The organism is Erythrobacter cryptus DSM 12079 (assembly GCF_000422985.1).
Lineage (GTDB): Bacteria > Pseudomonadota > Alphaproteobacteria > Sphingomonadales > Sphingomonadaceae > Erythrobacter > Erythrobacter cryptus.
Genome location: NZ_AUHC01000016.1, coordinates 16,210 through 38,070, shown reverse-complemented (window position 1 = coordinate 38,070; position 21,861 = coordinate 16,210). Strand labels below are relative to the sequence as shown.

Below are 21,861 nucleotides of genomic sequence, written 5' to 3'. Positions count from 1 at the left end.
CGAAGGACAGGCGAGCGATTGCCAACAGGCCGATCCGCTGCTCGAGGCCGTGCCGGAAGGCAGCATCTTCCTCGCCGACAAGGCCTATGACAGCGACGCCATCCGCGACAAGGTCGAGGCGCGCGGCAGCTTCGCCAACATCCCGCCAAAGGCCAACCGCAAGAAGGGCTTCGCCTTCAGCTCCTTCCTCTACCGCTATCGCAACCTGATCGAGCGCTTCTTCGGAAAACTCAAGCACGCCAGAGGCTTGGCCACGCGATACGACAAACGCGCCGACAACTTCCTCGCCGCTGCCAAACTCTTCTCAACTCGCCTATGGATCGCAGCTAATGAGTCCACGGCTTAGGATTGCCGGGGCAAGGCAGGGACGGGCAAAAGCGCTTGCGCGGCGGCACTGTATTGCGCATCTAAGGCACCATGGATCACGCCCCCGCCGCCCCGTCCCCCGCCGCCGAGGCCAAGGCCGCGCCGCGCCTCGCCGCCGATGCGGATGAGGCCGCGCTCACCCGGCTTCACCCCCACTATGCCCATGCGCTGCGGATCGAGGCGCTGCTCGCGGCGATCCCCGCGCTCGTGGCCGCGCTGGTGATCGAGGCGGCGCTGCGCGATGCGGCGCTGCTGCCGCCGGGGCTGATCGCCGGGGCGGTGCTGGTGGTGGCGCTGGTGCTCGTCATTCGCGTTCCGCTGCGGCGCTGGCAGGCGCGCGGCTATCACCTCGGGGCAGACCGGCTGCGGGTGGTGCGCGGGGTGCTGTGGCATTCCGACACGATCGTGCCCTTCAGCCGGGTGCAGCACATCGATGTGAGCCAGGGGCCGCTCGAGCGCCTGTTCGGCATTGCCACGCTCACGCTCCACACCGCGGGCACGCACAATGCCAGCGTCGCCCTGCCGGGCCTGGCCGAGGAGACCGCGCGGGCGATGCGCGAGGCGATCCGCGCCCATATCCGCCGGGAAGAACTGTGAGCGTGCCACCAGCGCAGCGCACCGCGCCGCTCGGCGTGGTGATCGGCGCGCTTGCCAGCCTGCGCGAGGCGATTTTGCCGGCGGTGGCGATCGCCTTTTCCGGCATCGGCTCGGGCAGCCGGCTGGCGGTGGCGCTCGGCGTTGGCCTTGCCGCGGTGCTGGTGGGCACGCTGGCGCGCTATCTTGCCTGGCGGCGGCTCACCTACACCATCGGCCCTGCCGATATCCGGGTGGAGAAGGGGCTCATCAGCCGCACCGCGCGCGCCGTGCCCTATGAGCGCATCCAGGACGTGAGCCTCGAGGCAAGGCTGGTGCCGCGCCTGCTGGGGCTGGTGGCGGTGCGGTTCGAGACCGGGGCGGGCGGGGCCGAGGACATCAAGCTCGAATACCTCAGCGCCGCCGAGGGTGAGCGCCTGCGCCAGCTGGTGCGCGCGCGGCGCGAGGGCGCGCCAGACGAGGGGCCACCCGCCGATGGCGCGGGCCAAGGCGAAGCCGGCGAGCAGGTGCTCTTTGCCATGGGGCCGCGCCGGCTCCTCACGCTCGGCCTGTTCGAGTTCTCGCTGGCGGTCTTCGCGGCGCTGGGCGGCCTCCTCCAATATCTCGACAATGTCAGCAGCATCGATGTCTGGAATGTCGAATTGTGGCGCGGCTGGATCGAACGGCAGGGCAGCACCATCGCCCGGCTCGGCCCCTATGCGCAGGCCGCCGCGGTCATTGCCGGGCTGATCGGCCTTGCGCTGATCGGCTTTGCCACCGGGGTGGTGCGCAGCTTCGTGCGCGACTGGGGCTTTGTCTCGAGCCTCAGCCCGCGCGGCTTTCGGCGCCAGCGCGGCCTTTTCACCCGCACCGATGTGGTGATGCCGCGCCACCGGGTGCAGGCGCTGGTGATCGGCACCGGGCCGCTGCGCTATCGCTTTGGGTGGCACGATCTGCGCTTTGTCAGCCTGGCGCAGGATTTCGGCAGCGAAAATCACATGGTCGCCCCGCTCGCGAGGATGGCGGAGATCGGCGCGATTGCGGAGGCTGCCGGATACCGCCTGCCCGGGCCGGGGCTGGCCTGGCATCGCGCCAGCCGGCGCCACCTTGCCGACAGCGTCCTCTTGCAATCGGGCGCGCTGGCACTCATCGCCGTGCCGGTGGCGCTCTATGCGCCTTTCGGCCTGTCCTTCATCGTGCTCGGCCTTGCGGTGGTGGTCGCCGCTCTTAACCTTTATGCTTGGGAGTTCCGCCGCCACGGGATCGATGGCGACCAGATCGTCACCACCACCGGCTTCCTGTCGCCCACCACCCGCATCGCCAAGCGCGCGCGGCTCCATTCGGTCGAGATCGCGCAAGGGCCGCTCGGACGCTGGCGCGGCTATGCCACGCTCCATCTCGGGCTGGCCGGGGGGACGCTGGCGATCCCGGGGCTGGCGCTGGCCGAGGCGCGGGGCCTGCGCGCCGCGATCTTGGAGACCATCACCGCCGCCGCCCCCGCGGCAAGGCGCGCGGTGCCCGCCGATCAGGCGATGAGCGCCGCCCAATCCGGCCTCTCGGCGAGCCTGCGCGCGACATAGGAGCATTGGGGGCGGATGAGGAAGCCTTGGGCCGTGGCGTCGGCCACCAGCCGCGCCACCAGCGCCTGCGCCACCCCGCGCCCGCCGATCGCGCGCGGCACCACGGTGTGGGTGGCGATCCGCACCGGCTGGCCGCGCTGCGCTGCGCCCGGCTCCCATTCGAGATGGCCCTGCGGCGCGGCCCCGGCCAGCACCGCGACATAGCGCCCGCCGCGGCCCTCAGGGTGGTGCGTGATGGTCAGCTCTGCGCGCGTTTCGTCCATGGCGGCGTGCTCCCGGCTTGCCTTGGCGGCGCGCACCGCTAGAGGCCTTGCGCGCATGACCCGCCTCAAGCCCTTCCTGTCCGACAACGCCGCAAGCGTCCACCCCCGCGTGTGGGAGGCGATGCAAGCTGCCGATGCGCCCGATCAGCCCTATGATGGCGATGCGCTCTCGCGTGCGCTCGATGAACGCTTCTCGGCGCTGTTCGCGCGCGAATGCGCGGCGCTGTGGGTGGCGAGCGGCACGGCTGCCAATTGCCTCGCGCTCGGCACCCTGTGTGCGCCCCATGGCGGGGTGGTGTGCCACCGCGAGGCCCATATCGAGGTTGACGAGGGCGGGGCGCCGGGCTTCTTCCTCCACGGCGCCAAGCTGATGCTGGCCGAGGGCGAGGGGGCGATGCTGAGGCCCGAGGCCATCGCCGCGCTGATCGATCCGATCCGCAAGGACGTGCACCAGGTGCAGCCCCATGCCATCGCCATCACCCAGGCGAGCGAATATGGCCGCACCTATCGCCCGGACGAGCTCGCCGCGCTCGGCGCCTTTGCCCGCGCACGCGGGCTTGGCCTGCACATGGACGGGGCGCGCTTTGCCAATGCCGCCGCCTTCCTTGCCACCAGCGCCGAGGACGCCGCGCGCGCCGCCGCCGGGCCGGTGGACAGCCTTGCCTTCGGCTTCATCAAGAACGGCGCGATGGGGGCCGAGGCGGTGGTGCTGTTCGATCCCGCGCGCGCCGATGAGGTGCGCTATCGCCGCAAGCGCGCCGGGCACCTGCAATGCAAGGGGCGCTATCTTGCCGCGCAGATCCTCGCCATGCTCGAGGGCGATCTGTGGCTCGCCAACGCCGCCCATGCCAATGCCGCCGCGCGCGAGGTGGCAAGCGGCTGCGGCGCGCGCCTGCTCCACCCGGTCGAGGCCAACGAGGTGTTCGTGCGCCTCAGCCCGGCAGAACGCGAGGCCCTGCGCGCCGCCGGCTTTGCCTTCTACGACTGGGGCGCCGAGGCCGCCCGCTTCGTCACCTCCTGGAACACGCGCGGCGAGGACGCCGAGGCGCTGGGCAAGGCGATCGCTGCCCTGTGAGCGCTCCGGCCGCCACTGCCACCCCTTCGATGCTCAGCCCCCGGGTGCTGATCCCCTTCGTGCTGACCGGGGCGATCTGGGGATCGACCTGGTTCGTCATCACCGGGCAGATCGCCGGGGTGCCCGCGCCCTGGGGGGTGTTCTACCGCTTTGCGATTGCCACCCCGGCGCTCTTTGCCCTCGCCGCGGCGATGGGCCGGCGGCTGCGGCTTGGCCGGGATGAACACCTGCTCGCCCTGATGGTCGGCATCGCGCAGTTCTCGGGCAATTTCCTGTTCGTCTATCACGCCGAGGCGCACATCACCTCAGGCATCGTGGCGGTGATGTTCGCGCTCTTGATGGTGCCCAATGCGCTGTTTGCCCGCCTGTTTCTGGGGGAGAAGGTGGCGGGCGGCTTCATCGCCGGAAGCCTGGTGGCGATTGCCGGGGTGGTCATGCTGCTGGTGCACGAATGGCGCGCCGCGCCGCTCGGCGGCAATGTTGCGCTCGGCATTGCCCTTGCGGTCGGGGGGATGCTCGCCGCCTCGATCGCCAATGTCATCCAGGCCAATCCCACCGGGCGCGGCGTGCCGATGGTTAGCCTGCTGGCCTGGGCGATGCTCTATGGTACGCTGTTCGATCTTGCTTATGCGCTGGTGCTGGCCGGGGCGCCGGTGGTGCCCGGTGCGTGGCGCTTCTGGGCCGGCACCGCCTATCTTGCACTGATCGGCTCGGTCGTCACCTTCCCGCTGCATTATAACCTGGTGCGCGAGATCGGCGCCGGGCGCACCGCCTATAACGGTATCCTCACCGTGGCGGTGGCGATGCTGCTATCCACCCTGTTCGAGGGCTTCCGCTGGGATGGGCTGTCATCGGCGGGCATGGCGCTGGCGTTGCTCGGCATGGGTCTGGCGCTGCGGGCGCGCCAGCGCGGCTGAAGGCGCGCGTTCAGGCCTCGCGCAGCGCCGCCAGCCCCTCGACATAGGTGGGATAGCGCAGCCGCCAGCCCAGCACCCGCTTGGCCTTGCCATTGGCGATGCGGCGGTTTTCCATGTAAAAGCCGCGCGCCATGGGGGAGAGCTGTGCCTCATCCAGCGTCTCGAGTGGGGGCGGCTCCACGCCGAGCAGGCGGCAGGCATATTCGGTCACCTCATTGCCGCTGCATGGGAGGTCATCGCCGAGGTTGTAGGCCCCGGCGGGCGCATCCTGCGCCAGCGCGGCAGCGACGCCGCTGGCAATGTCATCGACATGGACGCGGCTAAACACCTGCCCGGGCAGGGCAATCCGCCTCGCCGCGCCCGCGCGCACCCGGTCAAGCGCGCTGCGCCCCGGCCCGTAGATGCCGGGCAGGCGGAACACCCGCGCGCCGCGGCCGAGCCAGGCCAGATCCGCCTCGGCCCGGGCATTGCGGCGCCCCTCGCCTTCTTCGGCGATGGTGGGGGTGGCCTCGTCCACCCAGGCGCCCTGACGATCGCCATAGACCCCGGTGGAAGAAAGGTAGAACAGCGCCTTGCCCGCGAGGCTCTCGCCATAGGCCGCGAGCACCGGATCGGCCCCGCTGGCCCGATCGGGCGGGACCGAGGAGAGCACGTGGCTTGCCTCGGCCAGCGCCGCCAGCACCGCGCTGCGATCGGCAAAGGCAATGTCGCCGGCGCGGCCCGTGGCGCGCACCTGCCAACCCTGCCCGGCCATCGCCCGGGCGATACGCGTGGCGGTGTAGCCGAGGCCGAAGATCAGGAGCGCGCGCATGGGCCACAAGCTAAAGATTGGACCGCGCGGCGAATCAACCTAAATCGGCGCATATGGACATCACCACGCCCCCCATCGCCCCCGAGGCCGGCCCCGCGCTGGCCGATGCCGCCCCCACCCCGCACGAGCCGCCGGTGATCCGGCGCGAGGATTATCGCCCCTTCCCCTGGCTGGTGCCCGAGGTCAGGCTCGATTTCACCCTCGGTCTCACCCACACCCTGGTCGAGGCCCAGCTGACGGTGCAGCGCAACGCCCGGGCCGATCGGGCCGAGACCATCCGCCTCAACGGCGATGGCCTTGCCCCGCTCGGCGTGCTGGTCGATGGCGCGCCGGTCGATTGGCACATGGACGGGGGCGATTGTATCGTGCCCCTGCGCGGCGAGACCCACCTCATCACCATCACCACCGCGATCGACCCCAGCGCCAACACCCAGCTGATGGGCCTTTATGCCTCGAACGGGATGCTGTGCACCCAGTGCGAGGCCGAAGGCTTTCGCCGCATCACCTTCTTTCCCGATCGGCCCGATGTGCTCTCGGTCTATCGGGTGCGCATGTGCGGCGACAAGGCCGCCTTCCCGGTGCTCTTGTGCAATGGCAACAAGATCGCCGAAGGGGACAATGGCGACGGCACCCACTGGGCCGAATGGCACGATCCCTGGCCCAAGCCGTCCTATCTCTTTGCCCTGGTGGCGGGCGATCTCGTCGCCAATTCGAGGCCCTTTACCACCTGCTCGGGCCGGGTGGTCACATGCAACATCTGGGTGCGCAAGGAAGACCTGGCCCGCACCGATCACGCGCTCGAATCGCTCCACCGCGCGATGAAGTGGGACGAGGAGGTGTTCGGGCGCGAATATGACCTTGATCTCTACAACATCGTTGCCGTCAGCGATTTCAACATGGGAGCGATGGAGAACAAGGGCCTCAATATCTTCAACACCAAATATGTGCTGGCCGATCCCGACACCGCCACCGATGCCGATTTCGATGCGGTCGAAGGCGTGATCGCCCACGAATATTTCCACAACTGGTCGGGCAACCGCGTCACCTGCCGCGACTGGTTCCAGCTTTCGCTCAAGGAAGGCTTCACCGTGCTGCGCGACCAGCTCTTCAGCCAGGACATGCGCGGTGAGGCGGTCAAGCGCATCGAGGATGTGCGGATCCTGCGCGCCGCCCAGTTCCCCGAGGATGCGGGGCCCTTGGCCCACCCGATCCGGCCCGATTCCTACCGCGAGATCAGCAATTTCTACACGGCGACCGTTTACAATAAGGGGGCCGAGGTGATCCGCATGATGCGCTCGATGGTGGGCGAAGCGCGGTTCCGCGCAGGCTGCGATCTCTATTTCGCGCGCCATGATGGCGAGGCGGCGACCTGCGAGGAGTTCGTCAAGGCGATCGAGGACGGGGCCGGGATCGATCTTTCCCGCTTTCGCCTGTGGTACAGCCAGGCCGGCACGCCGCGCGTGGCCGTCTCGCAGGAAGTTGAAGGCGACCGGCTGCGGCTCACCCTGCGCCAGAGCGTGCCGCCCACTCCGGGCCAGCCGCACAAGCAGCCGATGCCGATCCCGCTCAGGCTTGCGGTCCATTCGCGCCGCGGCGCGCTGGGGGAGGAGCGGCTGATCGTGCTCGAGGAGGCTGAGCAGAGCTTCGATCTGCCGCTTGCCGGGCCCGATCCGGTGGTCTCGATCAACCGCGGCTTTACCGCCCCGGTGATCATCGAGCGCACGCTTGCGCGCGAGGACCTCGTGTTCCTTGCCGCGCATGATGATGATCCCTTCGCCCGCTCCGAAGCCCTGCAGGAACTGGCGGTGGCCCATCTTGTCGGCGTTGCTTCTGGGACGCTGGCGCCGGACGAGCAGGCCGCGGGCGAGGCCGCGATCATCGCCGCCTTTGCCTCGAGCCTTGCCGACAATGCGCTCGATGATGCGATGCGCGGCGAATTGCTGCTGCTGCCGTCCGAGACCTATCTGTTCGAGGCCATGGCCGTGGGCGAGCGCAAGGCTGATCCCGGCGCGATCCACGCCGCGCGTGAGGGCCTCAAGGCCGCGATCGGCGCGGCGCTTGGCGGCGAGCTGCGCGCGCTTCACGCCCGGGCTTCGGCCGTTGCGCGCGAGGATCCGGCCGGGCGCGGGGCGCGCAAGGTCAAGACCATCGCCCTTGGCCTCATCGCCGCTGCCGATCCTGCTGCGGCCGCCGCGCTTGCCGCCGCCCAATATGATGCGGCCGACAACATGACCGATCGCCAGGGCGCGCTGATGGTGCTCGCCGGGCTTGACTGCCCCGAGCGCGAGGGCCGGCTCGCAGATTTCTACGCGCGCTACCGCGACAATGCGCTGGTGGTGGACAAGTGGTTCTCGCTCCAGGCGCTCTCGCTCCACCCGCAGGTGATCGATCATGTCCGCGCGCTCGCCGAGCATCCCGATTTCACCCTCAGGAACCCCAATCGGGTGCGCGCGCTCCACATGGCCTTTGCCGGCAATCCCAAGGCCTTCCACGCGCCGAGCGGCGAGGGCTATCGCATCATCGCCGATGTCATCCTCGCGCTCGATCCGATCAACCCGCAGACCGCGGCGCGCTTCGTCCCGGCGCTCGGGCGCTGGCAGCGGATCGAGCCGGGCCGCGCCGCGCTGATGCGCGCCGAGCTGGAGCGGATCATGGCCGCGGGCAAGCTCTCGCGCGACACCTTCGAGCAGGTCAGCCGCTCGCTGGAAGGCTAGCGTGGCAGGCTTTGCGATCGAGACCGCGCCGCTGCTGGCGGGCGTGCCCCACGGCTTCTTCGGCAGCGCCGGGGGCGCGCACCAGTTCGGCTTCGGCGGGCCGGGGGATGCGGGCGCGATCACCCGGCTGCGCGCCGCCGCGGCGGCGGCGATCCGCCCCGGCGCCGTGCTCGCCGCCCCGCACCAGGTCCATTCGAGCGAGGTGGTGGTGGTCGATGAACCCTGGCCCGATGAGGCCGCAGGCCGCCCGGTCGCCGATGCGGTGGTGACGCGGCGCCGCGGAGTGGTGCTCGGCATCCTCACCGCCGATTGCGCCCCGGTGCTGCTCGCTGACCCTGAGGCCGGCGTGATCGGCGCCGCCCATGCCGGCTGGCGCGGGGCGGTGGGCGGGGTGATCGCCAACACCGTTGCGGCGATGGAGGCGCTGGGGGCAAGCCGCGCGCGCATCCGTGCCGCGATCGGGCCGACCATCGCCCAGCCGAGCTACGAGGTCGATGCCCCTTTCCGTGCCCATTTTGGCCCCGAGGCCGCGCGCTTCTTTGCCCCTGCTCCCCAGCGCGAGGGGATGGCGCGCTGGCTTTTCGATCTGCCCGGCTTTGTCGGCGCTGAGCTGGTCGCGGCGGGCGTTGGCACAGTGGACGATCTGGCCCGGGATACTTTTGCCGAGGTCGCGCGTTACCATTCGCACAGGCGCGCAAGTCAGGCGGGCGCGGCCAATTATGGCAGGCAAATCAGCATGATCGCCCTGCCGTGATGGCCGGTTGCATGGGGGCGAACGCGGCTTGTTTAAAACACGGTTGGAATCTCGCCGGATTGCCGTTAATTGCGCGCCCCGAGTTTCTGGCCAGGCGCGCAAGCTTTGCCTGCCGGGTCTGGGACAGGGATCAATCGACGGATCGGGCTTGGGGGCCGGGTAAGGCCCCGCAACAGAACATCAGGCCGCGCGGGGCTCAATTCCGGCGCGGCATAGCGAGCAGGGTAAGACACGATGGCGACTGACACAGCCGTGACCAGAGACCTTGAAAGCCAAGAAGGGGTGCGTCGCCGCGACTGGATTCACATTGCCGCGCTCAGCACCGCGGGCGTGGGCGCCGCTTCGGTGCTGATCCCCTTGATCAGCCAGATGGCCCCTTCGGCCGACGTGCTGGCGGCCAGCACCACCGAGGTGGATGTCAGCGCGATCCAGCCGGGCCAGGCGATCAAGGCGGTGTTCCGCAAGCAGCCGCTGTTCGTGCGCCGGCTCACCGCCAAGGAGATCGAGGAAGCCAACGCGGTCGATGTCTCATCGCTGCGCGATCCGCAGACCCTCGCCGAACGCACCAAGCCGGGGCATGAAGACCTGCTGGTGACGATGGGGGTGTGCACCCACCTGGGCTGCGTGCCGCTGGGCGCGGCTGAGGGCGAGAACAAGGGCGAGTTTGGCGGCTATTTCTGCCCCTGCCACGGCTCGCACTACGACACCGCCGCGCGCATCCGCAAGGGCCCGGCGCCCAAGAACCTGATGGTGCCCGATTACACCTTCACATCCGACACCGTCATCCGCGTGGGCTGATCTTGCGTAACTGAAACGCAGGCACGAGCGATCCTGACCCAACCACACCAACCCGAGAGAGCGCCATGAGTTTCGCCTGGGCCAAGCAGTACGAACCGAAGACGCCGCTGATGAAGTGGCTGGACGAGAAGCTGCCGCTGCCGCGGCTGGTGTACAACGCGGTGGGTGCCGGCTACCCGGTGCCGCGCAATCTCAACTACATGTGGAATTTCGGCGTGCTCGCCGGTTTCTGCCTGCTGCTCCAGATCGTCACCGGGGTGGTGCTGGCAATGCACTATGCCGCCAATGCCCAGGTTGCCTTCGGCACGGTCGAGCACATCATGCGCAACGTCAACTACGGCTGGCTGCTGCGCTATGCCCATGCCAACGGGGCGAGCTTCTTCTTCATAGTCGTCTATCTGCACATCTTCCGCGGGTTCTTCTATTCCTCCTACAAGGCCCCGCGCGAAATGATCTGGCTTTTGGGCGTGGTGATCTTCCTCCTGATGATGGCCACCGCCTTCATGGGCTATGTGCTGCCCTGGGGGCAGATGAGCTTCTGGGGTGCGCAGGTGATCACCGGCCTGTTCAGCGCCATTCCGCTGGTGGGTGAGCCGTTGCAGGTGTGGTTGCTGGGTGGCTATGCGCCGGACAATGCCGCGCTCAACCGCTTCTTCAGCCTGCACTTCCTGCTGCCCTTCGTGATCGCCGGCGTCGTCATCCTGCACATCTGGGCGCTGCACATCCCGGGTTCGTCCAACCCCACCGGGGTTGAGGTGAAGCAGGAATCGGACACCGTGCCCTTCCACCCCTATTACACCGCCAAGGATGGCTTCGGGCTGGGCGTGTTCCTGATCCTGTTCTCGGTGATGGTGTTCTTCCTGCCCAATGCGCTGGGCCACCCGGACAACTACATCGAGGCCAACCCGCTCTCGACCCCGGCGCATATCGTGCCCGAGTGGTATTTCTGGCCCTTCTACGCCATCCTGCGCGCCTTCACCGGCGATCTTACCATCCCCTTCACCGGCATCACCCTGATCCCGGCCAAGCTGCTTGGCGTGATCGCGATGTTCGGCGCGATCCTCCTGTGGTTCTTCCTGCCGTGGCTCGACAAGAGCCCGGTGCGCTCGGGCCACTATCGCCCGCTGTTCCGCAAGTTCTTCTGGTTCGGTCTGATCCCGGCGATGATCGCGTTGTTCATCTGCGGCGGCGCTCCGGCAGAAGAGCCCTATGTGATCATCAGCCAGGTGGCGACCGCCTACTATTTCCTCCACTTCCTGGTGATCCTGCCGATCGTCAGCCAGATCGAGGTGCCCAAGCCCCTGCCCTTCTCGATCACCGAGGCGGTGCTCGGAAAGGACAAGGCACCGGCTGAATCGCGCGCTGGCAGCACCGATGCGGGCACCCCCGGCGCCCTTCCCGAAGGTTCGCTGCAACCGGCCGAGTGATCGGCCGGGCCTTCCTCGCCCATCCGACCCGACAACGAGAAAGAGTTCGGACATGACCATTCGTCTCGGCGGCATCATTGCAGGCCTCGCCATCACCGCGGTGCTGGTGCTGTGGTCGCTCCTGCCCGGTGCCTACAACCTCGCCTTCGGCCCGGCGCCGGAGCAGCAGCCCTCCTATGCCTTCTATGAACATGGCGAAGGGCCGGAAGGCGGCTTCTCCTTCGACGGGCCGCTCGGCAAGTGGGACATGGCCCAGCTCCAGCGCGGCTATCAGGTTTACAAGGAGGTCTGCGCGGCCTGCCACAGCCTCAAGTTCGTGGCCTTCCGCAACCTAAAGCAGCTGGGCTACACCGATGCGGAGGTCGATGCCGAGGCCGCAACCTGGACGGTGCCGGGCATCGATCCCAACACCGGCGAGGCGACCACCCGCCCGGGCGAGCCGACTGACTATTTCCCCAGCCCCTATCCCAATGCGATCGCGGCGGCGGCGGCGAACAACAATGCCGTTCCGCCCGATCTCTCGCTGATGGCCAAGGCGCGCCACGATGGATCGAACTACATCTACGCGCTGCTCACCGGCTATGGCGAGCCTGACCCGGAGAAGGCCAAGAAGGTGGGCTTCGAGACCCCGACCGGGCTCTACTTCAACAAGCACTTCCCCAACGTCAACATCGCCATGCCGCCGCCGCTGTCGATTGACGGGCAGGTGACCTATGCCGATGGCACCAAGGCGACGATCCCGCAGATGGCCGCGGATGTCGCCGCGTTCCTGACCTGGACGGCCGAGCCCTCGCTGATCGAGCGCAAGCAGACCGGCTGGTTCGTGCTCGGCTTCCTGCTCTTTGCGACGGCGCTGGCCTTCCTGAGCTACAAGCAGATCTGGGCCGGGGTGAAGCCCAGGAAGGGCTGATCCCATCCGCCCGGTGCACCATTGGCGCCCCGTCATCGCTTGCAGATGGCGGGGCGCTCTGCTTTGAAGGCGCAACGCCAGGGGCTTCGACCAGAAATGAGCGCGCCGCATCTCACTGCTGATGAACTCAAGGCGCTGGTGCGCACCGTGCCGGACTTTCCCAAGCCCGGCATCATGTTCCGCGACATCACCACGCTCATCGGCCATCACCAGGGCATGGCCGCCGCCGTCCATCACCTTGCCGCGCGCGCCGGGGGTACGGGGGCGCACAAGATCGCCGGGATGGAGGCGCGCGGCTTCATCTTCGGGGCGGCGGTGGCGGTGCAGCTGGGCCTCGGCTTCGTGCCGGTGCGCAAGCCCGGCAAGCTGCCGGTGGAGACCATCGGGATCGAATATGCGCTCGAATATGGGACCGACCGGCTGGAGATGGCCCCGGGCGCGATCGCGCCGGGGCAGAAGGTGGTGATCGTCGATGATCTCATCGCCACCGGCGGCACCGCGCTCGCCTCGGCCGAGCTGCTGCGCAAGGCCGGGGCCGAGGTCACCCACGCGCTGTTCGTCATCGACCTTCCCGATTTGGGCGGGGCCGAACGCCTGCGCGCGGCGGGGATCACGGTGAGCGCGCTGATGCAGTTCGAGGGCGAATAGGCCCGGCCCAAAGCGGCGGGAACCGCGCGCCTTGGCCAAGGGTTGTAAAGGTGGCGCCCGCGCGTCTATGCCGCTTGGGGGCGCGGGGATGCGCCCTTTTTCGCAGCAGAGTTCCACCCCTCTAGGGAGCACCCGGGCCGTCCATGGCAATCGCCGCAACGCTTGCAACGCTGCTGGTGCTGCCCTTTGCCGCGGCGCTTGCCATCGCGCTGGTCGGCGGGGCCACGCGCGCGGTGCATTCGGGCCTTGCCGCTGCAGCAAGCGCGCTCGGCCTCGCGCTGCTTGGCAGTCTTGCCCCTGAGGTGCTTTCCGGCGCGGTGATGCAGGCGCGCTGGGACTGGGTGCCGAGCCTCGGGCTTGATCTTGCCCTGATGGTCGATCCCCTCGGGCTGATGTTTGCCGCCCTCATCCTCGGCATTGGCCTGCTCGTTGCGCTCTATGCTCATTTCTACCTCTATCCGGGCGAGGCGACCGGGCGCTTCTTTGCCAGCCTGATGCTGTTCCAGGGGGCGATGCTGGGGATCGTGATCGCCGGCAATGTGCTGCTGCTGCTGGTGTTCTGGGAGCTGACCAGCCTTGCCTCCTTCCTCCTCATCGGCTTCTGGCAGCACAAGCCCGAAGCCCGGCAGGGTGCGCGGCTGGCCCTGGCGATCACCGGCGGTGGCGGGCTGGCGCTGATCGGCGGGCTGGTGCTGCTCGGCCTTCTTGCCGGGTCCTTCGACCTTGCCACGATCCTTGCGCGCGGCGCAGCGGTGCGCGCGGCGCCGCTCTATCCGCTCGCGCTTGGCCTTATCCTCGTTGGCTGCTTCACCAAGTCAGCGCAGTTCCCCTTCCACTTCTGGCTGCCCCACGCCATGGCCGCGCCCACGCCGGTGAGCGCCTATCTGCATTCGGCCACGATGGTGAAGGCGGGGGTGTTCCTGCTGGCGCGGCTGTGGCCGGTGCTCGCCGGGACCGAGCTTTACACGGTGACGGTCACCAGCGTCGGCCTTGTCACGATGATCCTCGGCGCCGTGGTGGCGCTTTTCCGCCACGATCTTAAAAGCATCCTCGCATATTCAACGATCTCGCAGCTCGGCATGCTGGTGATGCTGCTGGGGATGAGCCTCAAGGCTGCGGCGCTGGCGGCGGTGCTCCACATTCTCAACCATGCCGCCTTCAAGGCGGCGCTGTTCATGGGCGCCGGAATTGTCGAGCACGAAACCGGCACACGCGACATCCGCCGTTTGGGTGGGCTCGCCAAGGCCATGCCGATCACCGCGCTCATTGCCACGCTGGCCGCCGCCTCGATGGCCGGGGTGCCGCCAATGGGCGGGTTCATCTCCAAGGAGCTGATGCTCTACCAGACCGACAAGCTTGCCCTTTTCGGCCAGCCCTGGCTGTTGCCGCTGCTGGCGACGCTGGGGGCGGGCTTTTCCGTCGCCTATTCGCTGCGGCTCGTTGCCCACCAGTTCTTCGGCGCCCCGCGCGAGGCGGAAGCCCACGCCCGCGCCCACGATCCGGGCATCGGCCTCATCGCCGCCCCGGCGCTGCTCACCACGCTGGCGGTGCTGCTCGGCCTCATCCCGATGGCGCTGGCCGCCCCGCTGGTCGCCGCGGTGACAGGGGTGGTGACGGGCGGGGCGCCCCCTCACCTCGATCTTGCGCTGTGGCACGGGGTCAACCTCGCGCTGGTGCTCAGCCTTGCCGCGCTCGGGGGCGGCGCCCTGCTGTTCTGGCGCCATGGCGCGCTCATGGCACTGTGGGAGCGCGCGACCTTGCCCGATGCCAAGCGCCTGTTCGAGACTGCCCTCGCCTTTGCCGATCGCTGGGTGCGCAAGGGGATCGTGGCGCTCCACACCCCCTCGCTCCAGCGGATGCTGCTCGCGGTCTTTGCGGTGACAGTGTTGCTGGTGATCGAGGGCGCGCTCACCGGCGGCGGCGCGCTTCCCGGTGGCCGGCCCGGGCTTGCCGCGCCGCTCCCGGCGGTGATCGCCTGGGCCTTGCTGCTCACGGCCTGCGCCGCGGTGGTGAACGAGGCGCGCCAGCGCTTTGCCGTGCTCATCTATGTCAGCGTCATTGGTCTTATCATCAGCCTTGCCTTTGTCGAACTCTCCGCCCCCGATCTCGCGCTCACGCAGATCTCGGTCGAGGTGGTGACGGTGCTGCTGCTGCTGCTCGCGCTCAATCTCCTGCCCAAATCCCCGCCAAGCCTCTCGGGCGCGCCGCGGCGCTGGCGCGATGGGGTGCTGGCGGTGCTGGGCGGCACGCTGTTTGGCGGGCTTGCCTATGCCATGCTCACCCGCGCCCCGGGCGAGAGCATCTCCGCCTGGCACCTCGCCAATGCCAAGCCGGGCGGGGGCGGGACCAATGTCGTCAACGTCATCCTCGTCGATTTCCGTGCCTTCGACACGCTGGGCGAGATCATCGTGCTGGGGATTGCGGGGCTGACGATCTATGCCCTGCTCGACACCACCGCGCGTGGGGCTGCGGGCGCGCGGCTTGGCACCTGGCGTGAGGACATGCCCCATTCGCCTGAGCGCCACCCGATGATGCTGCTCGCCGCCAGCCGCATCATCCTGCCGCTCACGCTGACCGTGGGCATCTACCTGTTCCTGCGCGGCCACAACCAGCCGGGCGGGGGCTTCATCGCCGCGCTGGTGGTGGCGATCGCCTTTCTCGTTCAGTATCTTGCTGCCGGGTTCGACTGGTCGGACGCGCGCAAGCGCTTTGGCGAACACCAGATGATCGGCTGGGGCGTGCTGGTGGCGATGGGTACCGGGCTTGCCGCCATGGTGCTGGGCGCGCCCTTCCTCACCTCTGCCTATGATTACTTCTCCCTGCCGCTGATCGGCACATTCGAGCTGGCAAGCGCGATGGCCTTCGATGCCGGGGTGTTCCTCACCGTCTTTGGCGCGGTGATGCTGGCGCTGGCCCAGCTCAGCCACATCGCCCGGCGCGCCGCGCGTGCCCATGCCGCGCGGATCGAGGCCGAAGGCGCCGGTGCCGGGGAGAGCGCGCCATGACCTACGAATTCCTCGTGGCCAGCGCCATCGGCGTGCTGGTGGCCGGCGGCATCTACCTTGCCCTGCGCGCGCGCACCTTCCAGGTGGTGCTGGGCCTCACGCTCATCTCCCACGCGGTCAACCTGTTCCTGTTTGCGAGCGGGCGGCTGGTGCTGGCCCGCCCGCCGATCCTCGCCAAGGGCGTGAACCACTACACCGATCCGCTGCCCCAGGCCCTGGTGCTGACCGCGATCGTCATCACCTTCGGCATGACCGCGCTGGTGGTGATCCTGGCGCTGCGCAGCTTCCTTGAAACCGGCAGCGATCATGTCGATGGCGCGATCGTGCCCTGCGATGGGCAGGATGGCATGGCCGAGAGCGCCGGGGAGGGCGAGGCCCCGTGACGCTGGCCGATCACCTGACGATCCTGCCCATTGCCATCCCCGCGCTTGCCGCGCCGGCGTGCGTGCTGGTGATGCGCCGCCGGCGGCGGCTTGGCATGGCCATCTCGGCGCTTTCGTGCCTCTTGATGCTGGCCGCAGCGCTGGCGCTGCTCGCCCGGGCCATGGATGGCACCATCACCGCCTATGCGCTGGGCGATTGGCCTGCGCCCTTCGGCATCGTGCTGGTGGCTGATCGGCTCGCGGCGATCATGCTGGTGCTCACCGCCACGCTCGGCCTCATCGCGCTTGCCCACGCGATCATCACCCGGGCCGATCGCAAGGGCTGGCATTTCCATGCCCTGTTCCAGTTCCAGCTGATGGGTCTCAACGGCGCCTTTCTCACCGGCGACCTGTTCAACCTTTTCGTCTTTTTCGAGGTGCTGCTGATCGCCTCCTACGGCTTGATGCTGCACGGGCAGGGGCCGGCGCGGCTCAAGGCCGGGGTGCAATATGTGGTGGCCAACCTCGTCGGTTCGGCGCTGTTCCTGATCGCGCTCGGCCTGCTCTATGCGCTCACCGGCACTCTCAACATGGCCGACATGGGAGCGCGGGTGGCGGCCATCGCCCCGGCCGACCAGGGCCTGCTGCGCATCGCGGCGCTGCTGCTGGTGAGCGTCTTTGCCCTCAAGGCGGCGCTGGCGCCGCTCCACCTGTGGCTGGTGCGCACCTATGCTGTCGCCACCCCGGCGGTGGCGGCGCTGTTTGCGATCATGACCAAGGTGGGCGTCTATGCGCTCATCCGGGTGGTGCCGCAGGTCTTTGGCGAGAGCGCGGGGGCAGCCGCCTTCGTGCCCGCGCCGTGGCTGTGGCCCGCCGCTCTGGTGAGCGCCGTGATCGGCTTTGCCGGGGTGTTCGTCGCCCGCGCCCTTGCCGAACAGGCCGCCTTTGCCGTGATCGGATCGACCGGGACGCTGCTGATCGCGGTCTCGGGCTGGCAGGTGGCCAGCCTTGGCGCGGGGCTGTTCTACCTCGTCCATTCGACCCTGGCGGCAGCCGCGCTGTTCCTGGTGGCCGATGTTGCTGCGCGGCGGCGCGGCGCATTTGCCGACAGCGCCGCCCCCGGCCCCGCCTTTGCCGATCGCGCCGGGGTGGGCCTTGCCTTTCTGCTCGCCGGGATCGGGGTGGCCGGCCTGCCGCCGCTTTCGGGCTTTTTGGGCAAGCTCATGATCCTCAAGGCCGCGGCCGCCCAGCCGCAATGGGGCTGGGCCTGGGGGGTGATCCTTGGCACCACCCTCATTGCCGTGATCGGCTTTGCCCGGGTGGGAAGCGCGGTGTTCTGGAAGACTGCGCCCGAGGCGGAAGGCCCGCCCGCACCGGCCAGCCGCGCCGATCTCATCACCCCGGCGCTGGCGCTGGCGCTGCTCGGCGCGCTTGCCGCCGGGGCGGGCTGGGCAAGCGCGCTGGCCGAGGATGCCGCGCGCCAGGTGCTCGATCCCGCGGCAAGTGCGCGGGCCGTGCTCGGGAGGGGCGCGCCATGAGCCGCGTGCTCCCGCATCCCGGCCTTTCCGCCTTGCTGGCGGTGATGTGGGTGGTGATGGTCAACGACCTCACCTTCGGCACGATCTTTCTTGGCCTTGTGATCGCGGTGGCGGTGCCGCTGTTCTCCGCGCCCTGGTGGCCGGGGCGCCCGCGGGTGCGCTTCCTTCCCGCCCTTGCCTATCTCGCCCTCGTCCTGCGCGATATCGTGGTCGCCAATTTCGAGGTCGCGGCGATCATCCTGTTCAAGCCCAACCACGCGCTGCGCCCGGCCTGGCTCACCGTGCCGCTCGAGCTAACCAGCCCCGAAGCGATCACCGTGTTTGCCGGCACCATCAGCCTGACGCCGGGGACGGTCTCCTGCGACATTTCCGCCTGCGGGCGTTATCTCCTCGTCCACGCGCTCCATGCGCCCGATCCGTCCGCGGCGGTGGCCAAGGTCAAGGCGCGCTACGAGGCCCGGCTCAAGAGGATCTTCGCATGAGCGGCGCCGTGATCACGGCGGCGCTGGCCTTCGGCTTTGCCGCGCTTGGCCTTGCGCTGGTAATGAACCTGTGGCGGCTCTTTCGCGGGCCCGGGCTTGCTGACCGGATTCTGGCGCTTGATACCATGGTGATCAACGTCATCGGCCTTATCGTGCTTGCCGGGATCGCCCATGGCAGCGGCACCGCCTTCGAGGCCGCGCTGCTGCTCGCCATGGTCGGCTTTGTCGGCACCGTGGCCTATGCCAAGTTCCTGCTGCGCGGAGATATCATCGAATGAGCGGGGCGGCACCTTGGGCCGAATGGCTGGTGAGCGCGCTGATCGTGCTGGGCGCCGCCTTTGCGCTGATCGGCAGTTGGGGGCTGGTGCGCCTGCCCTCGCTGATGGAGCGCCTCCACGGCCCGACCAAGGCGACCACGCTGGGCCTCGGGGCGCTGCTGATTGCCTCGATCGCCTGGTTCCAGCTGGGCAAGGGTATGTGGACGACCCACGAATTGCTGGTCTCGCTGTTCCTGTTCGTCACTGCCCCGATCAGCGCCAACATGATCGCCAAGGTGCACCTCCACCGGCTGCGGCACGCGCCCGGCGCGGCCGAGCCCGGCCCGGCCGGCACCCCCGCCGCGCCGAGCGAGGCTGCCGACTGGGCGACGCACGAGGCCCCGCATCTGGGCACGGCCGGGGATTTCGAGGGCGATTGAGCGACTGGGGCTAGCGGCCTCGCCGGTCACCCGGATCGTCACCCGAAAGCCCTCGCGCCCAAAGTGGGGCAGGGCAAGCAGCCCTGACATCATCCACGAGCGGTGTCTGCGCAATCTTATGAGCTTTAAACGATGTCGGCCAATTCCTCGTCCTCGCCTGCCATAAGTCGATCAGCAAACACCTCCAGACGCATTTCAGCGCGGGCCGAGTATGGGCTTTTGGGCAGCAAGGTGCGCGATTGAATTTCGGGGTCTGCCTTGGGCACCCAGATCGCCGACTTGTCGTCACCTGAATAAGGCGTCGCGGCTCCCTCAAGCGCGCGGATCGCGCACACGCAGCAGATGATGGCGTCGATCATGTCTTCCTGCGCCTTGAGTTGGATCGGGCTGAGGTCGGAGGCATTGCAGTAGGCCTCGGCGCCGTGCAGATATGGCTCCAGCACCGTTCCGATTGCGCCCCATTCGCCGGCGAGAAGAGTGCGACGATGCTCGGGCTTCAGGTTGGGCCAGTAGGAACGGATCTTGCCGACCTTGTAGGGGAGGCGCTTGGGTTCGTCGCACAGTTCCACCAGTGCCGGGTGCGGATAGACTTCTATCAGGCCGGGCGTCGTGATCTCGTTGATGCACAGGCCATATCCTGCCTCCGCAAAACCCTGCCGCAGACGGTCGCTGATCGGACCTGGCCGCATGGCACTTGGGCTGTGGGCCGCGCACCACTTCGCGCCATAGGCCCGCTTGGTTGCCTTCGGCCACATGCCCTTGCGCGAGCCACCTTGCCTGGATCGGCAGGTTGGCGCGGGTGAAATCCTGCTCGTGATGCTTGCCGCAGACCAGGTGTCGCGGCCCGCTGGCGCAAGCCCTCCCGGAGTATAAATAGGACATATTGACATGTCGCATTTAAGGGCATAATTTTCCGGGCATGGATGATGAGGGACTCACGCTCGAAGAACTCAGCGCGCGCACCGGTGTCGAGGCGCGCACCTTGCGCTCGTGGGTGAGCGAGGGGCTGTTGGCCCCGCCGTTCAAGCCGGGGCGCGGGGCGCGTTATCCCGCCAGCAATGCCGACCGGGCCTTGGCGGTGCGCGCGCTCAAGGAAGTGCACGGCCTGTCCTTCCCCGAAATCGGCCGCCGCTTCATGATGGCGAGCGAGGAACAGATCCGCGAATGGGCGCTCGAGGCCGGCCCGATCACCGCCGGCAAGGGCTCGGCGCGCGAATACCTGCGTGCGATCAGACAGCGCCGCGCAAAGCCGGGCACGCCACCGCGCTCCGCGCCGGACGATCTGCTGAGCGCACATTCCCTGCAGGCATTGGTGGAGCGCATGGAGCCTCCTGGCGCGGCCTATGCGCAAACCCGATGGGGCGACAAGCTGCGCCATTCCGGCATTTCCGCGACCGACCTTGCCAGCATCGAGAAGCTGATCTTGCAGCTTGAGCGCGTGCTCGATGGGCCGGCGCCGCGGCGGTCGCGCGGGACGATCTGGACGCGCATCGCGATCACGCCCGACCTCGAGCTATCCGTTCGCGGCGAACTCGATCGCCATGAGCGGGTGCTGTTCGAGCAACTTGCAGACCAGCTGCGCGCCATTCTGATCGGGAGATCGAAGCATGACTGACGTGACCTTTGCCCTCGATGCCGCCTTCGATCGTCCGCTGTTCTGGGAGCAGGGCGGATCGGTTCGCTATCTGGTTGCCCGCCTTTCGGCCCGGCGTGCCGAGGCCGATCGCGCGCGAGAGCGGGCGCCGCTCAACATTGCCCTCGTGATCGATGCCAGCGGATCGATGAGCGGGGGCAAGCTCGAGGCCGCCAAGGCAGCCGCGATCGGCCTTGCCGAACGCCTGACCGAGCGCGATCGCCTGACGGTGGTGTCCTTCGCCTCGGATGTGCGGGTGCATCTCGATGCCGTGGAGGTGACCGCGGCCAATCTCGCCGTTATCCGCCGCGAGATCGGATTGCTCGGTACCCGCGGCATGACCGATCTTTCGGGCGGCTGGTTTGCCGGCGTCGAATGCGCTGCCAGCATGGCCGAGGCTGAACCGGCGCTGACGCCGCGGGTGATCATCTTGAGCGATGGTCACGCCAATGAAGGCATTACCGATCCGGCCGAACTGTGCGAGCATGCCGGCGAGTTGCGGCTGCGCGGCGTGCTCACCTCGTGCCTCGGGATTGGCGATGGCTATGATGAGCAGCTGCTGCGGAGCATTGCCGAGAACGGTGGCGGGCGCTTGCATGATGCCGAGCTGACCAGCGAGATCTCCGCCGTGCTGCTCGGCGAGCTCGACGATATCTTCGGCACCGTGGTGGAAGACGCAAGCATCGCGCTCACCATCCCGCCAGGCTTCGATGTCGAAGCGCTCGGCATCGGCTCGGTGCGGCGGAAAGGTGATCGTCTGGTCGTGAACCTCGGTCCCGTCCAGCATGGCGTCCCGCGCGCGCTCGTCCTCAAGCTTGTGTGTCCGCCGCTCCGGGCGGGCAGCATGATCGACTTCACGCTGCAGGCCAGCGGGCGCCTGATCGACAACGGAATCTCCCTTGAAACCGCTCCTGTCGTTGCGCGGCTGACGGCGGCAGAAGGCTCTGCCAACAGCCGGCAGCCGCGCGATCTCGCGCTGGCCGAGGTGGTGGCGCGCCAGTGGAGCGCGAGCATCGTCGCCACCGCGGCCCGCCTCAATCGCGACCGCGCCTTTGACGAGGCCGAGGCCTGGATCGAAGGGCAACTTCGGCACTTTCGCCGTTATGTCGAAGGGCTTGCGTGCGGCCATGCGATGATCGGCGAGATCGAACTGCTGGCGCGGCGCGTCGGGCGGGAATTGTCCTCGCGCATGCACAAGGAAATGGTGCTAAGAACCTCGCTCGAGATTGCCGCGCGTGTCGATCGCAGGGGCACCGCAAAAGACACCTGGGCTGAGCGACTGCGGCGCGGCGACTGAAGCCGCGCTGT

The 21,861-nt window shown here is 68.4% G+C and carries 22 protein-coding genes and 1 riboswitch; of the genes, 19 read left to right on the top strand and 3 right to left on the bottom strand.

Annotated elements, in window-relative coordinates:
• The 3 genes from G524_RS0110700 to G524_RS0110690 all read left to right on the top strand — a co-directional run.
• Nucleotides 1-346, top strand: a 346-nt coding sequence (locus tag G524_RS0110700; protein WP_027443714.1) for an IS5/IS1182 family transposase, incomplete at its 5' end; no start/stop codon positions are given.
• 71 nt (nt 347-417) lie between these two features.
• Nucleotides 418-963, top strand: a complete 546-nt coding sequence (locus G524_RS15675) for a PH domain-containing protein (protein WP_084625150.1) — start codon at nt 418-420, stop codon at nt 961-963.
• Complete coding sequence (locus G524_RS0110690; protein ID WP_027443713.1) at nt 960-2,519, top strand: PH domain-containing protein; 1,560 nt, start codon at nt 960-962, stop codon at nt 2,517-2,519. Before G524_RS15675 ends, G524_RS0110690 begins: the two co-directional genes overlap by 4 nt.
• On the opposite strand, the gene G524_RS0110685 is transcribed toward G524_RS0110690, so the two are convergent.
• Nucleotides 2,465-2,782, bottom strand: coding sequence for a GNAT family N-acetyltransferase (locus G524_RS0110685; protein ID WP_027443712.1), 318 nt, complete (start codon nt 2,780-2,782; stop codon nt 2,465-2,467). The two genes, G524_RS0110690 and G524_RS0110685, sit on opposite strands and share 55 nt — an antisense overlap.
• 55 nt (nt 2,783-2,837) lie before the next feature.
• Between G524_RS0110685 and G524_RS0110680 the strand changes: the two genes are divergently transcribed.
• Together G524_RS0110680 and G524_RS0110675 are read left to right on the top strand one after the other, a co-directional pair.
• Nucleotides 2,838-3,857 carry a threonine aldolase family protein gene (locus tag G524_RS0110680; RefSeq protein WP_027443711.1) on the top strand — a complete coding sequence of 340 codons (1,020 nt, stop codon included), beginning with the start codon at nt 2,838-2,840 and terminating at the stop codon, nt 3,855-3,857.
• Between the two features lie 29 nt (nt 3,858-3,886).
• A complete protein-coding gene (locus tag G524_RS0110675; protein ID WP_027443710.1) occupies nt 3,887-4,774 on the top strand; it encodes a DMT family transporter in 888 nt (295 codons plus the stop codon).
• A gap of 10 nt (nt 4,775-4,784) precedes the next feature.
• On the opposite strand, the gene G524_RS0110670 is transcribed toward G524_RS0110675, so the two are convergent.
• Nucleotides 4,785-5,585, bottom strand: coding sequence for a Rossmann-fold NAD(P)-binding domain-containing protein (locus G524_RS0110670; protein WP_027443709.1), 801 nt, complete (start codon nt 5,583-5,585; stop codon nt 4,785-4,787).
• Nucleotides 5,586-5,638: 53 nt separating this feature from the next.
• Here G524_RS0110670 and pepN point away from each other — a divergent pair, with 53 nt between their 5' ends.
• The 12 genes from pepN (at nt 5,639) to G524_RS0110610 (ending at nt 18,920) form a co-directional block, all read left to right on the top strand.
• On the top strand, nt 5,639-8,299 hold the full coding sequence (gene pepN / locus G524_RS0110665; RefSeq protein WP_027443708.1) for an aminopeptidase N: 2,661 nt from the start codon (nt 5,639-5,641) through the stop codon (nt 8,297-8,299).
• Nucleotide 8,300: 1 nt separating this feature from the next.
• Nucleotides 8,301-9,053 (top strand): purine nucleoside phosphorylase YfiH/LACC1 family protein, encoded by a 753-nt coding sequence (locus tag G524_RS0110660; RefSeq protein WP_027443707.1) that lies wholly within the window; start codon nt 8,301-8,303, stop codon nt 9,051-9,053.
• 234 nt (nt 9,054-9,287) lie between these two features.
• On the top strand, nt 9,288-9,851 hold the full coding sequence (petA, locus tag G524_RS0110655) for a ubiquinol-cytochrome c reductase iron-sulfur subunit (RefSeq protein WP_051221143.1): 564 nt from the start codon (nt 9,288-9,290) through the stop codon (nt 9,849-9,851).
• Between the two features lie 65 nt (nt 9,852-9,916).
• Nucleotides 9,917-11,278, top strand: coding sequence for a cytochrome b (locus G524_RS0110650; RefSeq protein WP_027443705.1), 1,362 nt, complete (start codon nt 9,917-9,919; stop codon nt 11,276-11,278).
• Nucleotides 11,279-11,330: 52 nt separating this feature from the next.
• Complete coding sequence (locus G524_RS0110645; protein WP_027443704.1) at nt 11,331-12,188, top strand: cytochrome c1; 858 nt, start codon at nt 11,331-11,333, stop codon at nt 12,186-12,188.
• Between the two features lie 96 nt (nt 12,189-12,284).
• A complete protein-coding gene (locus tag G524_RS0110640) occupies nt 12,285-12,836 on the top strand; it encodes an adenine phosphoribosyltransferase (RefSeq protein ID WP_027443703.1) in 552 nt (183 codons plus the stop codon).
• A 143-nt stretch (nt 12,837-12,979) separates the two neighbouring features.
• The gene (locus tag G524_RS0110635) at nt 12,980-15,841 is read left to right on the top strand and encodes a monovalent cation/H+ antiporter subunit A (RefSeq protein ID WP_027443702.1); all 2,862 of its coding nucleotides are present in this window, start codon (nt 12,980-12,982) and stop codon (nt 15,839-15,841) included.
• Nucleotides 15,838-16,224: a Na+/H+ antiporter subunit C gene (locus G524_RS0110630; RefSeq protein WP_027443701.1), complete on the top strand. Its 387-nt coding sequence runs from the start codon at nt 15,838-15,840 to the stop codon at nt 16,222-16,224. The genes G524_RS0110635 and G524_RS0110630 overlap by 4 nt, the downstream gene beginning before the upstream one ends.
• Nucleotides 16,221-17,741: a monovalent cation/H+ antiporter subunit D gene (locus G524_RS0110625; protein ID WP_027443700.1), complete on the top strand. Its 1,521-nt coding sequence runs from the start codon at nt 16,221-16,223 to the stop codon at nt 17,739-17,741. The genes G524_RS0110630 and G524_RS0110625 overlap by 4 nt, the downstream gene beginning before the upstream one ends.
• Nucleotides 17,738-18,223, top strand: coding sequence for a Na+/H+ antiporter subunit E (locus G524_RS0110620; RefSeq protein WP_027443699.1), 486 nt, complete (start codon nt 17,738-17,740; stop codon nt 18,221-18,223). Before G524_RS0110625 ends, G524_RS0110620 begins: the two co-directional genes overlap by 4 nt.
• Nucleotides 18,220-18,501 carry a K+/H+ antiporter subunit F gene (locus tag G524_RS0110615; RefSeq protein WP_211219326.1) on the top strand — a complete coding sequence of 94 codons (282 nt, stop codon included), beginning with the start codon at nt 18,220-18,222 and terminating at the stop codon, nt 18,499-18,501. Before G524_RS0110620 ends, G524_RS0110615 begins: the two co-directional genes overlap by 4 nt.
• On the top strand, nt 18,498-18,920 hold the full coding sequence (locus tag G524_RS0110610) for a Na+/H+ antiporter subunit G (protein ID WP_027443697.1): 423 nt from the start codon (nt 18,498-18,500) through the stop codon (nt 18,918-18,920). Before G524_RS0110615 ends, G524_RS0110610 begins: the two co-directional genes overlap by 4 nt.
• A gap of 125 nt (nt 18,921-19,045) precedes the next feature.
• On the opposite strand, the gene G524_RS15670 is transcribed toward G524_RS0110610, so the two are convergent.
• A complete protein-coding gene (locus G524_RS15670; protein WP_051221140.1) occupies nt 19,046-19,675 on the bottom strand; it encodes a DUF429 domain-containing protein in 630 nt (209 codons plus the stop codon).
• Nucleotides 19,646-19,745: riboswitch (SAM-I-IV-variant riboswitch) on the bottom strand. Its footprint overlaps the gene before it by 30 nt.
• Before the next feature lie 94 nt (nt 19,746-19,839).
• Between G524_RS15670 and G524_RS16355 the strand changes: the two genes are divergently transcribed.
• Entirely contained in the window at nt 19,840-20,535 is a 696-nt protein-coding gene (locus G524_RS16355) for a helix-turn-helix domain-containing protein (protein ID WP_051221138.1), read from the top strand.
• A complete protein-coding gene (locus G524_RS0110595) occupies nt 20,528-21,850 on the top strand; it encodes a vWA domain-containing protein (RefSeq protein WP_027443696.1) in 1,323 nt (440 codons plus the stop codon). Before G524_RS16355 ends, G524_RS0110595 begins: the two co-directional genes overlap by 8 nt.
• Nucleotides 21,851-21,861 lie beyond the last annotated feature (11 nt).